The organism is Synechococcus sp. W4D4 (assembly GCF_047716805.1).
Taxonomy (GTDB): domain Bacteria; phylum Cyanobacteriota; class Cyanobacteriia; order PCC-6307; family Cyanobiaceae; genus Vulcanococcus.
The window spans coordinates 1,655,921-1,669,049 of record NZ_CP180404.1; the positions used below are offsets into that span (position 1 = coordinate 1,655,921).

10 protein-coding genes, 4 tRNA genes and 2 rRNA genes are annotated in these 13,129 nt (G+C 59.6%); 10 read left to right on the forward strand and 6 right to left on the reverse strand.

Annotated features, from left to right (window positions below):
- Window positions 1-44 precede the first annotated feature (44 nt).
- From ACLM42_RS09245 to ACLM42_RS09265, 5 genes are all read left to right on the forward strand, one after another.
- Window positions 45-126: transfer RNA gene (locus ACLM42_RS09245), tRNA-Tyr, on the forward strand.
- Window positions 127-136: 10 nt separating this feature from the next.
- Window positions 137-208 (forward strand) — tRNA-Thr (locus ACLM42_RS09250).
- A gap of 349 nt (window positions 209-557) precedes the next feature.
- Window positions 558-806: a hypothetical protein gene (locus ACLM42_RS09255; RefSeq protein ID WP_415398905.1), complete on the forward strand. Its 249-nt coding sequence runs from the start codon at window positions 558-560 to the stop codon at window positions 804-806.
- Window positions 807-891: 85 nt separating this feature from the next.
- On the forward strand, window positions 892-2,241 hold the full coding sequence (locus tag ACLM42_RS09260; protein WP_415400162.1) for an aldehyde dehydrogenase family protein: 1,350 nt from the start codon (window positions 892-894) through the stop codon (window positions 2,239-2,241).
- A gap of 85 nt (window positions 2,242-2,326) precedes the next feature.
- On the forward strand, window positions 2,327-3,469 hold the full coding sequence (locus ACLM42_RS09265) for a LysM peptidoglycan-binding domain-containing protein (protein WP_415398906.1): 1,143 nt from the start codon (window positions 2,327-2,329) through the stop codon (window positions 3,467-3,469).
- Here the strand turns inward: ACLM42_RS09265 and ACLM42_RS09270 are convergent, their stop codons facing one another.
- Window positions 3,470-4,954 (reverse strand): RecQ family ATP-dependent DNA helicase, encoded by a 1,485-nt coding sequence (locus ACLM42_RS09270; protein ID WP_247910165.1) that lies wholly within the window; start codon window positions 4,952-4,954, stop codon window positions 3,470-3,472.
- 10 nt (window positions 4,955-4,964) lie between these two features.
- Window positions 4,965-6,008: a hypothetical protein gene (locus ACLM42_RS09275; RefSeq protein WP_415398907.1), complete on the reverse strand. Its 1,044-nt coding sequence runs from the start codon at window positions 6,006-6,008 to the stop codon at window positions 4,965-4,967.
- Window positions 6,009-6,118: 110 nt separating this feature from the next.
- Here ACLM42_RS09275 and ACLM42_RS09280 point away from each other — a divergent pair, with 110 nt between their 5' ends.
- The 5 genes from ACLM42_RS09280 to ACLM42_RS09300 all read left to right on the forward strand — a co-directional run bounded on the left by ACLM42_RS09280 (window position 6,119) and on the right by ACLM42_RS09300 (window position 9,089).
- The gene (locus tag ACLM42_RS09280; RefSeq protein ID WP_010315087.1) at window positions 6,119-6,328 is read left to right on the forward strand and encodes a photosystem I reaction center subunit IV; all 210 of its coding nucleotides are present in this window, start codon (window positions 6,119-6,121) and stop codon (window positions 6,326-6,328) included.
- A gap of 110 nt (window positions 6,329-6,438) precedes the next feature.
- Window positions 6,439-7,296 carry a DNA-formamidopyrimidine glycosylase gene (locus ACLM42_RS09285; protein WP_415398908.1) on the forward strand — a complete coding sequence of 286 codons (858 nt, stop codon included), beginning with the start codon at window positions 6,439-6,441 and terminating at the stop codon, window positions 7,294-7,296.
- Between the two features lie 13 nt (window positions 7,297-7,309).
- Window positions 7,310-7,957 (forward strand): methylthioribulose 1-phosphate dehydratase, encoded by a 648-nt coding sequence (gene mtnB, locus ACLM42_RS09290; protein WP_247912022.1) that lies wholly within the window; start codon window positions 7,310-7,312, stop codon window positions 7,955-7,957.
- Between the two features lie 3 nt (window positions 7,958-7,960).
- Window positions 7,961-8,704, forward strand: coding sequence for an acireductone synthase (gene mtnC, locus ACLM42_RS09295; protein ID WP_415398909.1), 744 nt, complete (start codon window positions 7,961-7,963; stop codon window positions 8,702-8,704).
- The gene (locus ACLM42_RS09300) at window positions 8,694-9,089 is read left to right on the forward strand and encodes a nuclear transport factor 2 family protein (protein WP_415398910.1); all 396 of its coding nucleotides are present in this window, start codon (window positions 8,694-8,696) and stop codon (window positions 9,087-9,089) included. Before mtnC ends, ACLM42_RS09300 begins: the two co-directional genes overlap by 11 nt.
- Window positions 9,090-9,320: 231 nt before the next feature.
- Here the strand turns inward: ACLM42_RS09300 and rrf are convergent.
- From rrf to ACLM42_RS09320, 4 genes are all read right to left on the reverse strand, one after another.
- Window positions 9,321-9,437, reverse strand: a 5S ribosomal RNA gene (rrf, locus tag ACLM42_RS09305).
- A 146-nt stretch (window positions 9,438-9,583) separates the two neighbouring features.
- Window positions 9,584-12,459: ribosomal RNA gene (locus ACLM42_RS09310) — 23S ribosomal RNA — on the reverse strand.
- Window positions 12,460-12,880: 421 nt separating this feature from the next.
- Window positions 12,881-12,953, reverse strand: a tRNA-Ala gene (locus tag ACLM42_RS09315).
- 25 nt (window positions 12,954-12,978) lie between these two features.
- Window positions 12,979-13,052: transfer RNA gene (locus ACLM42_RS09320), tRNA-Ile, on the reverse strand.
- Window positions 13,053-13,129 lie beyond the last annotated feature (77 nt).

The window sequence follows — 13,129 nt, forward strand, 5'->3', positions numbered from 1 at the left end:
CCAAGAGAGGCCCCACCGGCTGGTAAGTTCTTGGGGTGTGGTTCGGGTCGGTGCCCGAGTGGTTAATGGGGGCGGACTGTAAATCCGCTGGCTCTGCCTACGTTGGTTCAAATCCAACCCGGCCCACCTTCCACATGCCCTTGTAGCTCAGCGGTAGAGCACTCCCTTGGTAAGGGAGAGGTCACGAGTTCAAGTCTCGTCAAGGGCTTCCAAAACACCGACAAGTCAAGTGGCACCAGACTTGTCAACCCGCCGGCGCTCGAGCCGGTTTTTTTTGCGCCTGTCAACGCGGGCTCAGGATTGCGCGTAGCTGATGTACACAATCAGGCCTCAAGCCGTGATGAAGCACTGTCAGCTTCATGGCAGTCTTGAGGCCAAGGCCTGGTCATTTGCCCAGACCAATCCGACGTCTTTCTTGAGCGGAACCCCTCCACAATCTCTGCGCTGCTTGATCGTGGAAGACAAGCAGCCGCGTCGCCAACAAGGCGATTCTGATCGGCAGCTTGAGAGCAAGCCAGAGAGCGTGAAATGCTGAACGTCGAAGTGACCCTCAACGGATGCTGAAGTCGATCGCTCTGCGCCGGGTCTTGATCTACTTCGCTCTGAGCAGCGCTGGCGTCGCTGTTGTCAGCCAGTTGGATTTGGACCAACGCAGCGCCGGTGTGATCTATGTGCCGATGTTCATCGGCATCTATGTCCTCTCCCGTTGGATCGAAGCCAAACTCTCAGGCCCCCCAGTCATCACAGCCACCACCGCAGAAGAGCCCCCCAGCAAGGGCTTCATGGCGAAGTCATCCAAGCCCTAACCACGGGGTTTCGGCTGCTTTCCATAGGGTGATCCGGCGACCCGCCCGCTGATCTGTGCTCCAGCTGACTGCCCCCATCGCCGCGATGCGTCAGCTGGTCAGCGATGGGACCACCCGCCCACTGCCCTGGCGCCTCGAGCAGCTCGATCGCCTCGATGCCGCCCTCAGCGCCAATAGCGATGCCGTGCTGGCCGCCCTGGCTAGTGACTTGGGCAAACCCGATGTGGAGGCCTACTTCGAGGTCGTCGCGGTTCGCCAGGAGATCAACCTCTGCCGCCGCCAACTGCGGCGCTGGATTGCCCCCAAAAAGGTCAGCGTTCCGGTGAGCCAACGGCCAGGACAAGCCGAGGTCATCGCCGAGCCCTTGGGTTGTGTCCTGATCATTGGACCCTGGAATTACCCGTTCCACCTGGCACTTCAGCCCCTTGTCAGTGCCCTGGCAGCCGGCAACACCGCCATCCTCAAGCCCTCTGAGCACGCCCCTGCCACCGCGCAACTTATCAGCGCGTTAATCGAGCAGGCCTTCCCGCCTGAGATCGTCCAGGTGGTCCAAGGGGACGGGAGCACCGCCCAGGCCCTACTGGCTGAACGGTTTGATCACATCTTTTTCACCGGCGGCGAGCGCATCGGGAAGATCGTGATGGGCGCCGCAGCTCAACACCTGACCCCGGTCACCCTGGAGCTCGGCGGCAAGAGCCCGGCGGTGGTCCTCAGCGATGCGGACCTGGAGGTCACCAGTCGCCGGCTGGTCTGGGGCAAGTGCCTGAATGCGGGTCAGACCTGCATCGCCCCTGACTACCTCCTGGTCGAGAGCGGTATCCGAGAAGCATTGATCCAGGCCCTAGGCGAACGCATCACGGCTTGCTTTGGCGAAGAGCCGCTGCACTCCAGCGACCTGGCCTCGATCGTCAATGCCGCCCAGTACCAGCGACTGAGTGGGCTGCTGGAGCGCGCCCGAGAGCGGGGCCAGATCCTGCTGGGGGGCACCTGCGACCCAGAACGGAAGCGCGTCGCCCCCACCGTGGTTGCGGTGCGTGATCGCGAGGATCCACTGATGCAGGAAGAGCTCTTCGGACCTCTGCTGCCGGTGCTGGAGGTCGATGGATTGGGACAAGCGATCCAGTGGATTAACCAACGCCCCAAGCCCCTCGCTCTTTATCTCTTCAGCCGCTCGAAGCAGCACCAGGAGACCGTGCTTCGGCGCACCAGCTCCGGCGGGGTCTGTTTCAACGATGTGGTGATGCAGGTCGGGGTTCCCGAACTCCCCTTTGGCGGCGTGGGCGCCAGCGGGATGGGGGCCTATCACGGCAAAGCTGGTTTCGACGCGTTTTCCCACCGCCGCAGCGTTCTGCGCCGGCCCTTTGCCCTCGATCTCCCCTTCCGCTACCCCCCCTACGCCGGACGTCTCCCCTTGATTCGACGACTCCTGGGGTGAAGCCATTTCCATGCCTTATGGAAGGGGGACTAGCGCCCGCCTCCAGGCCCCGTATGGTGCGCCCAGTCGACCGTTGTTAGACCCAATGCGCCGCCGCTCTGCCGCCGCTTTAGCCCTGGCCCTTCTGCTTCCCCTCCCGGGGTTGGCCGGCGAGGTGGTGGTCAAGCGCGGTGAGACCCTCTCTGAAATTGCCGACCGCTACGGGACCTCGGTCAATCGGCTGATGGAGATGAACGGCCTGCGGGATGCCAACGACCTCTGGGCCGGCAGCCGCATCAAGGTTCCCGGCAACGTCTACAGCGGTGGTGGCTCGGGCAACTACACCGTCAAGGCAGGCGAGACCCTCTCAGAGATCGCCGATCGCTACGGCACCAGCGTCGATCGCCTGGTCCGACTCAATGGCCTGCGGGATGCGAATGACCTCTGGGCCGGCAGCCGCATCCAGGTGCCTGGCGCCAGCGCCCGTCCTCGGGTGGCTGTGAATAAAAACGCCAAAACCCACCAGGTTCAGCCTGGGGAAAGCCTCTCATCGATCGCCGATCGCTATGGCGTCTCGATGCAGCGACTGATCGCCATCAACGGCATCAGCAACCCCAACCAGGTGATGGCGGGCAGCACCCTGACCCTGCGCAGCGCCAGCAAGCCCAAGCCGAAGCCTCGTCCGGCGGCTGCCCCAGTGGCAGCGAAACCCAAGCCCAAGCCAGCGGTGGCGGCAGCATCCAAGCCGGTCAAAAAAGCTGAGCCCGCGAAGGTCGAGGCGGCCAAGCCCGCAGTCGCCAAAGCCGAACCCATGAAGGTCAAGCCCTCGGTGGCCACCACCGTCGCGGCAACGACCACCACCACAGCCGTTGTGGCTCAGCCCGAGAAGAAGGCAGAACCGGCGAAAGCGGAGACCCCCAAACCTGCAATCGCCAAGGCAACGGTGACCAAGCCAACCGCAACCACGGCCAAGGCTGAGCCCTCGAGTAAAACCGCTGCAGGGAGCTCGCCCGATTGGCGGAGCTACGGCCCCCTTCAGGTGGATTGGGCCAACTGGCAGGCCATGGGCGGCAGCTACGTGGCGCCAAGCCTCAACAGCGACGGGCAGCCCCTTTACCTGGCGATTAACTGCAACGCCAAGCGCCTGAATGCCACCGGCCAATCGGGAGCCTGGAAAACCTGGGATGCCCCCCAGAGCGACTTTGAGCAGAAGCTGATCACGGATCTCTGCAGGGCCAAGCCCGGCTGATCAGGCCGCCAGTTTCAGCGTCCAGGGCTGCCGCAGGAAGCGTCGACCCGCAGGCCTAAGCCAGAGGCGCTGACTGCCGTCATTGCTTTCGCTGATCAGGTCCTCTTGAACCAGGCGCCGTGCCAACCAGCGCCATTGGTCCACCTCGTCCCCCTCGGCCTTGGCCAGGTCGTCACCGAGGCTGCGCAGGTCCACACCGCTGCGCTGATCCAGTTGTTCGAGTACCTGGGATGCCTGATCGGACCAGTCCTTCCAACGGGGTGTCTGGCTGCAACGATCGCAGCGACCGCAGGGGGAGACCAACTCACCAACCGAGAGCAGCAGGGCCTGCTCCCGGCATCCTGAGCCCTCGGCGACCGCCTCCATCCGCCGAAGCTGCTGCTGGGAAAGCTCCGCCCGTGTCCGGTCCTGGGGATCGCCTGATTCCTCAGCGGAGGAGCGAATGGCCCAGGCCAGGCTGGAGCGGTCATCGGGATCAAAGAGAACGATGCAGCGAGCCGGGAGACCATCACGACCAGCGCGGCCCGACTCCTGGAGATAGCCCTCGGTGCTAGCGGGGAGATCCAGATGCAAGACCAGGCCGACATCCGGCCGATCCACCCCCATCCCAAACGCCACTGTGGCCACCAGGACTGGCATGTCGTGGTCCTGGAAATGGGTCAAAGCCAGGGCGCGGCTCTCCGGATCCATGCCGGCGTGATAAGCGATGGCCTCGACTCCGTTCTCGCTGAGGCGCTTGGCCCAGCTCTCCACGGAGCGCCGGGTGCGGGCGTAGATCAAGACCGCACCACGGGCCTCCTCCACCGCCTTGAGAACCTCTGGCAGGGGATCAGCCGGACGACGGCGCATGACATAGGAGAGGTTCTCCCGCCGGGCAGAGCGCACCTGAATCAGCGGACGCCGAAGCTCCAGCAGACGGATCAGGTCCGCGCGGACTCTGGGAGCGGCCGTGGCGCTCAGGGCCACCACCGGAACACCGGGACAGAGCCGGCGCAACTGCCCCAAGCGCCGATAGTCCGGGCGGAAGTCATGGCCCCAGGCGCTGATGCAGTGGGCCTCATCGATGGCCAGCCCCACCAATTTCCCCTCCTCGTGGATCTCCTCGAGCAACCGCCGGGTGGCCTCCACCTGAAGACGTTCAGGGGCCAGATACAGGAGGCGCAGCCGGTTGCTGCGCACCCGCTGCAACAGATCCCGCCGGCGCATCGGGTCCAGGCCTCGGTGCAGACAAGCGGCAGGAATCCCGCGTCGCTGCATGTGCTGAACCTGGTCCTCCATCAAGGCCACCAGCGGGGAGATGACTAAAACCAGGCCTTCTCGGACTAGGGCCGGCAGCTGATAACAGAGGGACTTGCCCGCCCCGGTGGGGAGCACCGCCAGGCAATCCTGCCCAGCGAGCATCGCTTCAATCACAGGACGCTGGCCGGGACGAAAGGCCGACCAGCCGAAGTGTTCCTGAAGGGCCGACTCAAGGGGATCGCTCATCAACCGGATCTCAGCCGGCCTGGGCCATCACCGCAATGGTCGGAGCCTCGAGCTGATCAGGCGATTCCTCCACCAGCTGCAGCCGCACCCTCTTACCCCCTGCAAGTTCCCCAAGGGAGACACGCATGGTGTTGCCACTAAGCGTTTGCAGGGCCGTCAGGAGCTCACGCAGGTGGGGGGTGCTGCTGCCGCTCTCCACCCAGAGGCGCTCCTGCAATCCATTGAGTCGACGCCAGCTGGTGTGGAGTTTGAGGACGGCCGACTCCAACGCTTGGGCTTGGCCCACCGCATCGGAGAGCAATCCCAAGGCATCGAGGCGAAGGGCTTCCTGCATGGCCTTATCCAGATCGAGCTCCCCCTGCTGAAAGGCGCGAACAGCCAGTCCAGCTTCCGAGGCTTTGCTCAGCCACCGGGCTGTGCTGGTGACATCTTTCACCCGCTCGAGTTCGGGCTCATCCCGCAGGACCTTGCGGAGATCCTCCTGCTGCTCGTCGGGGAGCTTGGCCAGCTCCTTGACCAAGGGCGCAACGGCCTTGGGCGGGAGCAAGTTCTGAGCCGTGCGCTGACGAATTTCCTCCGGCAGCAGGGGGCTGGTGGCTGCCGTGAACTCGTCGGTCAGCTGGCGAACCTGTTTGCGGGTGATCTGCTGGCCGTCATTGGCGGCCTCTCCGATCATCAGTTGGACTTCGGGATCCGACTGGGCCGTCTCCATGAAGGCACGCTTCGAGAAGTTGTTGACGCTGGTCTCCTCGAGCACCCCCTCACCCAGCATCTGATCGGCGGATTCCGCCAACTGAATCAGGGCATAGGCCCTGGTTTTGCTGATCTCCTGCTCACGGAGCCACTGCAGGAAGCCACCTCCGCGGGCATCACCGCCGCGGCGCTCCCGGTCCCGAACACTGCGAAGGATCCGGCCCCGCCAGATCTCAGTCTGCAGATCAAAGCGGTCACAAATCGCCCAGGCCTCCTCAATCCGAGCCATGAACTCCATCGAGCTAATGCTTTCGCTCTCGGGATCAGGCAATTCGAGGCTGAAGGAGGGGGCCTCGGCCATGGGGAAACGCTCGTGAGAGATCGATGGTGCCACGTTTCGTGACGGGCCAGCTTTCAGGACTCCCGCTACGGGTAAATTCCCAATGACAGCCACCCCTTTACAGCGCAGCGATGGCCATCTCCCGCGGTGACAAGGTGCGCATCAAGCGTCCTGAGTCCTACTGGTTCAACGATGTGGGCACCGTTGCCTCCATTGACACCTCCGGCATCCGTTACCCCGTCGTGGTGCGCTTCGAGAAGGTGAATTACAACGGCGTCAGCGGCTCCGAAGGCGGCATCAACACCAACAACTTCGCCGAGAGCGAACTCGAGAAGGCCTGATCCTCAGAATTAAAGCCACGTATCAATCCCCGGCCTGTGTTCAGGTCGGGGATTTTTGCTGTTGGAGCCTCCGTGGCAGTCTGTGGCCCTGATCTCTCCTGTGCAGACGGGTGCCAGAGCTCCCTGAAGTGGAAACGGTGCGGCGCGGACTGGAGCGCCAGACCCACGGCTTCACGATTGAACGGGTCGAGGTCTTGCGGGCCCGAGCCATCGCATCACCACCCGTTCCAGAGCAGTTCTGCTCGGCCCTGGAGGGCTGCAGCGTGGATCAGTGGATGCGGCGCGGCAAATATTTGATGGCAAGCCTCAGACGATCCGGCGCGGATGCTGGGCATTGGGGTGTGCACCTGCGGATGACTGGACAGTTCCTCTGGATGGAGACGGACAAGGAACCCTGCACCCACACGCGAGTGCGGTTCTGGAATCCCCAAGGCCAGGAGCTGCGGTTTGTGGATCTGCGCAGTTTTGGAGAGATGTGGTGGGTGCCTCCCGGTGAGCCACTGGAGTCGGTGATGACCGGACTCAAACGCCTGGGACCGGAGCCCTTTAGCCCTGACTTCACGCCCAGCTACATGCGCGAGAAGCTCCAGGGATCAAACCGCGCCATCAAGACCGCCCTACTGGATCAGTCACTGGTGGCCGGGGTCGGGAACATCTACGCCGATGAGTCCCTCTTCATGAGCCGCATTGCCCCGGAGCAGCGGGCAGGCGCACTGAAGCCCAAGCAGCTCGAGCGCCTGCATGCTGCCCTCGTGGAGGTCCTGACCACCAGCATTGGGGCCGGCGGCACCACCTTCAGTGACTTCCGGGATCTGACCGGAACGAATGGGAACTACGGCAATGCAGCTTGGGTCTACCGGCGCACCGGTGAACCCTGCCGGGTCTGCGGGACCCCAATCCGGCGTGACAAGTTGGGCGGGCGCAGTAGCCACTGGTGCCCCTCCTGCCAGGGTGGAGAGACCGCCTGAGTTGGACGTGCCGATGCCCGATGCCAACACCACCGCCTTGGCCAAGGCCCTATGCGGAGCGATGGGCGAGATCCATCGGCGCGGTTGGTGTGACGGGACCGGAGGCAATTTCAGCTGCGTGCTCGAGGCCGACCCCATACGCCTACTGATGGCCCCAAGCGGAGTCCACAAAGGATCAGTCGCTCCGATTGATCTGATTCAGGTGAACCGGGAAGGCCATGTGGTCTTGGGCAACGGCAAAGCCAGTGCCGAGACAGCCCTGCATCTCGAAATCGTGAAAACCTGCGCAGCTGGGGCTGTGTTGCATACCCATTCGCAGGCCGGGACACTCCTCTCCCAGTGGGCCCTACGGCTTGGGAACCGCATGCAAGCGAGTCTTGAGCTCAGTGGCCTGGAGATGCTGAAAGGCCTCGATGGCATCAAGACCCACGACTGCACTGTGGATCTTCCAGTCCTGGCGAACAATCAGAACCTATCAGAACTATCGGCCCTCGCCAGATCGGTCTTAGGTGATGCACCCCATGGGCTCCTCATTGGCGGCCATGGGCTCTACGCCTGGGGGCGGAATCTGGGAAGCGCGATGAGGCACTTAGAGATTCTCGAGTTCCTCTTGGAGCAGCGCTGGCGGCAACTTCTACTGGACTCGATTCTGGCGAAGTAAGCAATGAGTATCAGCCACATTCTCTTAGACATCGAAGGAACGACTTGCCCAGTGAGCTTTGTCTCCGAGGTGCTCTTCCCCTATGCGAGCGCATCAATGGAGCGCTATCTCCAAGAGCACCGGGAAGACGCCGAAATCGATGGACTAAAACGCGAAGTAGAGGCCGCCTGGGAAGAAGACACCCACCTTGAGGCCAAAGCCCTGCTGGAGCAACAGGAGAGCGCATCGCCCCTCTCGAACGAAGCCATTAGCGCGTACTTGAGGCAACTGATTGAACGCGATATCAAGTTGACTCCACTCAAAGATCTCCAAGGACAAATCTGGCGATCCGGATACGCTTCAGGCGACCTGGTAGCGCCTCTCTTTAACGATGTCCCAGAAGCCCTGAAACGCTGGCACCGCGATGGATTCACCCTGGCTGTGTATTCATCCGGGTCGGTTCCGGCCCAACAGCTGCTCTATGGCCATTGCCAAGCCGGAGATCTGAGGGAGCTCTTTAGCTACTGGTTTGACACCAAGACTGGAGCCAAACAAGCGAAGGAGAGCTACATCGCTATCGCAAGAGCAATGCAAACAGATCCATCCAATGTGCTCTTCATGAGTGACTCCACTCAGGAACTTGAGGCAGCGGATGCATCGGGAATGAAGACGCTCTTTAGCGATCGAGAAGGAAACCCAGCCCGCCAGGCCGGACGCTTTGCGAGGATTAGTGATTACAGCAGCCTGAATCCTGGAGATGGCTTTTAGCGAGCTCGATCAAGAGATCCTGAAACTGAATCAATCCATGCTCAATAGCGTGGCTTCCGGGGATTGGCAGGCTTACTCGAACTTCTGCGCAGACGACGTCAGCTGCTTCGAAGCCGAGAGTGAAGGGCACCTGGTTGAAGGCCTTCCCTTCCATCGCTATTACTTTGAACTTCCCGGGGATTCCTCCCAACCCGCCCCTGCGGTCAACGTGACCATGGCCCGCCCGCATCTGCGCTGGCTGAGCGATGAGTCAGTGGTGTTGAGCTACACCCGGCTGACGCAGAAGTTGGTGAATGGAGATCCGCTGACGGCGCGTTGCTGCGAGACGCGGATCTGGCAGAAGCTTGGCGGAAGCTGGAAGCAGGTGCACGTGCACCGCTCCTGAGTTGGGTTGGCGACTGCTTTGACTGCAAAAGCCGCCAGGGCACTAGCTCCGGCGGCTTTCTTTTTTTGATGCTTTAGAGCTTCAGAGGAGGCTCAGCCCGAACGACCCCAGCTGCTGCTGTCGTGTAGACACAAAAAAGCCACCCTTGTGGGGGTGGTTTTCTCGTCTCAACCCATGGCTTACCCATTCAAGGACAAACAGCATGGATTGAGTGATTGGAGCGAATGTTTTACCTGGCATCGACCTATTTTCTCAGGGGGCTACCCCCCAAATATCGTCGGCGCTACAGCGTTTCACAGCCGAGTTCGAGATGGATCGGAGTGGTTCCACTGCGCCATGGACACCAGGATAGTTCTTCGCTCTCAGGTGAACCCTGAGAACTGCATAGGTTACGAGTCTGCCTTTTACCTGCTTTCGCAGGCTTCAGGCAGTCGCTCTGGAAGTCAAAGCTCTCCACAGTGACCTGACGGCCTTTGTGTTTTGAGAGATGAGATTTGGTCAAGCCCTCGGTCTATTAGTACTCCTCTGCTTCACGCATTACTGCGCTTCCACATAGAGCCTATCAACGGGTGTTCTTCCCGTGACCTTACTGGCTTAAGCCATGGGAATACTCATCTTGAGGTGGGCTTCCCACTTAGATGCTTTCAGCGGTTATCCACTCCGCACATGGCTACCCAGCGTTTACCGTTGGCACGATAACTGGTACACCAGAGGTGCGTTCCTCCCGGTCCTCTCGTACTAGGGAGAAATCCTCTCAATATTCCTGCGCATGCACCGGATATGGACCGAACTGTCTCACGACGTTCTGAACCCAGCTCGCGTACCGCTTTAATGGGCGAACAGCCCAACCCTTGGGACCGACTTCAGCCCCAGGTTGCGATGAGCCGACATCGAGGTGCCAAACCTCCCCGTCGATGTGAACTCTTGGGGGAGATCAGCCTGTTATCCCTAGAGTAACTTTTATCCGTTGAGCGACGGCCCTTCCACTCAGAACCGTCGGATCACTAAAGCCTACTTTCGTACCTGTTCGACTTGTAGGTCTCACAGTCAAGCTCCCTTCTGCTTTTGCACTCGTCGGCTGATTTCCAACCAGCCTGAGGGAACCTTTGCGCGCCTCCGTTACCTTTTAGGAGGCGACCGCCCCAGTCAAACTGCCCACCAGATACTGTCCGGTTCCCGGATAACGGGTAACCGTTAGAACCCTAGCTCGCAAAGAGTGGTATCTCACCAGTGGCTCACCATCACCCACAAGCAATGGATCAAAGCCTCCCACCTATCCTGCGCATTGCGAGCCCGAGCACAATACCAAGCTACAGTAAAGCTTCATAGGGTCTTTCTGTCCGGGTGCACGTAGTCCGCATCTTCACAGACAATTCTATTTCGCCGAGCCTCTCTCCGAGACAGCGCCCAGATCGTTACGCCTTTCGTGCGGGTCGGAACTTACCCGACAAGGAATTTCGCTACCTTAGGACCGTTATAGTTACGGCCGCCGTTCACCGGGGCTTCAGTCGTTAGCTTCGCTTGCGCTGACCAACTTCTTTAACCTTCCGGCACTGGGCAGGCGTCAGCCCCCATACATCGTCTTGCGACTTAGCGGAGACCTGTGTTTTTGGTAAACAGTCGCCTGGGCCTATTCACTGCGACCAGCTCTCGCTGGCACCCCTTCTCCCGAAGTTACGGGGTCATTTTGCCGAGTTCCTTAGAGAGAGTTACCTCGCGCCCCTCGGTATTCTCTACCACCCCACCTGTGTCGGTTTCGGGTACAGGTAATCATGCCTTAACGGGTATAGGGCTTTTCTTGGAAGCTTGACGTCACCAACTTCGCTGCCGTAGCAGCTCGCACTCACGCCTCAGCTCAAGCTGTTTTCGCCAGCTCTCAACGCCTCGAACGCTTGGACCGGTAACCAACATCCGGATTGGCTAGCCTTCTCCGTCCTCCTTCCCAAAACATGATCAGTACAGGAATGTTGACCTGTTATCCATCGACTACGCCTTTCGGCCTCGCCTTAGGTCCTGACTAACCCTCCGCGGACGAGCCTGCCGGAGGAACCCTTAGGGTTTCGGGGAATGGGATTCTCACCCATTTTTTCGCTACTCAAGCCGACATTCTCACTTCTATGCAGTCCACGCCCGCTTACGCTAACGCTTCACCCCACATAGAACGCTCCCCTACCATTAAACAAGTTTAATCCGCAGCTTCGGTACAACACTTAGCCCCGTTCATTTTCGGCGCAGGATCGCTCGACCAGTGAGCTATTACGCACTCCTTTGAGGATGGCTGCTTCTAGGCAAACCTCCTGGTTGTCTCGGCAATCCCACCTCCTTTATCACTTAGTGTTGATTTGGGGACCTTAGCTGGCGGTCTGGGCTGTTTCCCTTTCGACCATGGAGCTTATCCCCCACAGTCTGACTGCCTAGTTACACACAGGGTATTCAGAGTTCGTCTCGATTTGGTACCGCTCTCGCAGCCCGCACCGAAACGGTGGCTTTACCCCCCTGCTGGAGCACTAGACGCTACGCCTCAACGTATTTCGGGGAGAACCAGCTAGCTCCGGGTTCGATTGGCATTTCACCCCTAACCACAGCTCATCCGCTGATTTTTCAACATCAGTCGGTTCGGACCTCCACTTGGTATCACCCAAGCTTCATCCTGGCCATGGTTAGATCACCCGGGTTCGGGTCTATAAACACCGACAATCGCCCTATTCAGACTCGCTTTCGCTATGGCTCCACCATTTCCGGTTTAACCTGCCAGTGCCTATAAGTCGCCGGCTCATTCTTCAACAGGCACACGGTCACCCTATGAGTAGGGCTCCCATTGCTTGTAAGCTCACGGTTTCATGTTCTATTTCACTCCCCTCCCGGGGTTCTTTTCACCTTTCCCTCGCGGTACTGTTGCGCTATCGGTCACACAGGAGTACTTAGCCTTACGAGGTGGTCCTCGCTGATTCACACGGAATTCCACGTGCTCCGTGCTACTCGGGATACAGCTAGCTCAGTTCAGTTTTCGAATACGGGGCTTTCACCCTCTGTGGCGCGCCATTCAAACGCTTCCTCTAACATCCCTGATACACGTTGCTGTCCCACAACCCCGATAGTCGAAACTATCGGTTTAGGCTCTTCCCCGTTCGCTCGCCGCTACTTAGGGAGTCGTTTTTACTTTCCTTTCCTCCAGCTACTAAGATGTTTCAGTTCGCTGGGTTGGCTCGCGCCAGCCTATAGATTCAGCTGGCCGTTCTAGGGGTTGCCCCATTCGGAAATTCCCGGATCAAAGCGTTTTTCCAGCTCCCCGAGACTTATCGCAGGTAAACACGTCCTTCATCGCCTCTGTGTGCCAAGGTATCCACCGTGAGCCCTTTGTAGCTTGACCAATTTATCCTCCTAACGCTTCAGGCTGTTGAGGCCCATTCTCTCGACTTTCTCTTAATCAATCAACAGATTGCTCTGCTCACTCATCAGTTAGAAAGAAGGATCAAACTCCCCGCTCCTCGGCGGATTGGGAAGAACGCTAGAAGGTCTCGGCTCTCAAAAAATAGAATCACTAGCTCTTTCGAACTAGCCTCTATGAGATGCTTTGTCTTTCCAGACTCACCTATGCAGTTGTCAAGGTTCTGCTAAATCCCCTCCCTTTCAGGAGTGAACTCAGCATCAGCTCAACCAAATCAACACAACCGTGTCAATCGAATGAGCTGAGGCTGAATACGACTGGCTATCCAGTGGAATCATTCAGCGAACAACGTCTAGTCACCAACCAAGAAGCTCTTCCTGGCTTTGGAGTTCAGATATGTTAGTGGAGGTTAGCGGACTCGAACCGCTGACATCCTGCTTGCAAAGCAGGCGCTCTACCAACTGAGCTAAACCCCCAAAGGATCCAAAATGGAGTTTGGAATGGGCCATCCTGGACTTGAACCAGGGACCTCACCCTTATCAGGGGTGCGCTCTAACCACCTGAGCTAATGGCCCAGGAAGTGAACCCTCTATGGGGTGACCTAGACAACGTTTAGGAACTAAAAATCAATCGTTATGCAGTCTTTCGACTC

What these genes read in the sequence shown, in the direction of transcription:
- ACLM42_RS09255 (WP_415398905.1), top strand. Translation starts at nt 558, where the DNA reads ATGCTGAAGTCGATCGCTCTGCGCCGGGTCTTGATCTACTTCGCTCTG.
- ACLM42_RS09260 (WP_415400162.1), top strand. Translation starts at nt 892, where the DNA reads ATGCGTCAGCTGGTCAGCGATGGGACCACCCGCCCACTGCCCTGGCGC.
- ACLM42_RS09265 (WP_415398906.1), top strand. Translation starts at nt 2,327, where the DNA reads ATGCGCCGCCGCTCTGCCGCCGCTTTAGCCCTGGCCCTTCTGCTTCCC.
- ACLM42_RS09270 (WP_247910165.1), bottom strand. Translation starts at nt 4,954, where the DNA reads ATGAGCGATCCCCTTGAGTCGGCCCTTCAGGAACACTTCGGCTGGTCG.
- ACLM42_RS09275 (WP_415398907.1), bottom strand. Translation starts at nt 6,008, where the DNA reads ATGGCCGAGGCCCCCTCCTTCAGCCTCGAATTGCCTGATCCCGAGAGC.
- ACLM42_RS09280 (WP_010315087.1), top strand. Translation starts at nt 6,119, where the DNA reads ATGGCCATCTCCCGCGGTGACAAGGTGCGCATCAAGCGTCCTGAGTCC.
- mtnB (WP_247912022.1), top strand. Translation starts at nt 7,310, where the DNA reads ATGCCCGATGCCAACACCACCGCCTTGGCCAAGGCCCTATGCGGAGCG.
- mtnC (WP_415398909.1), top strand. Translation starts at nt 7,961, where the DNA reads ATGAGTATCAGCCACATTCTCTTAGACATCGAAGGAACGACTTGCCCA.
- ACLM42_RS09300 (WP_415398910.1), top strand. Translation starts at nt 8,694, where the DNA reads ATGGCTTTTAGCGAGCTCGATCAAGAGATCCTGAAACTGAATCAATCC.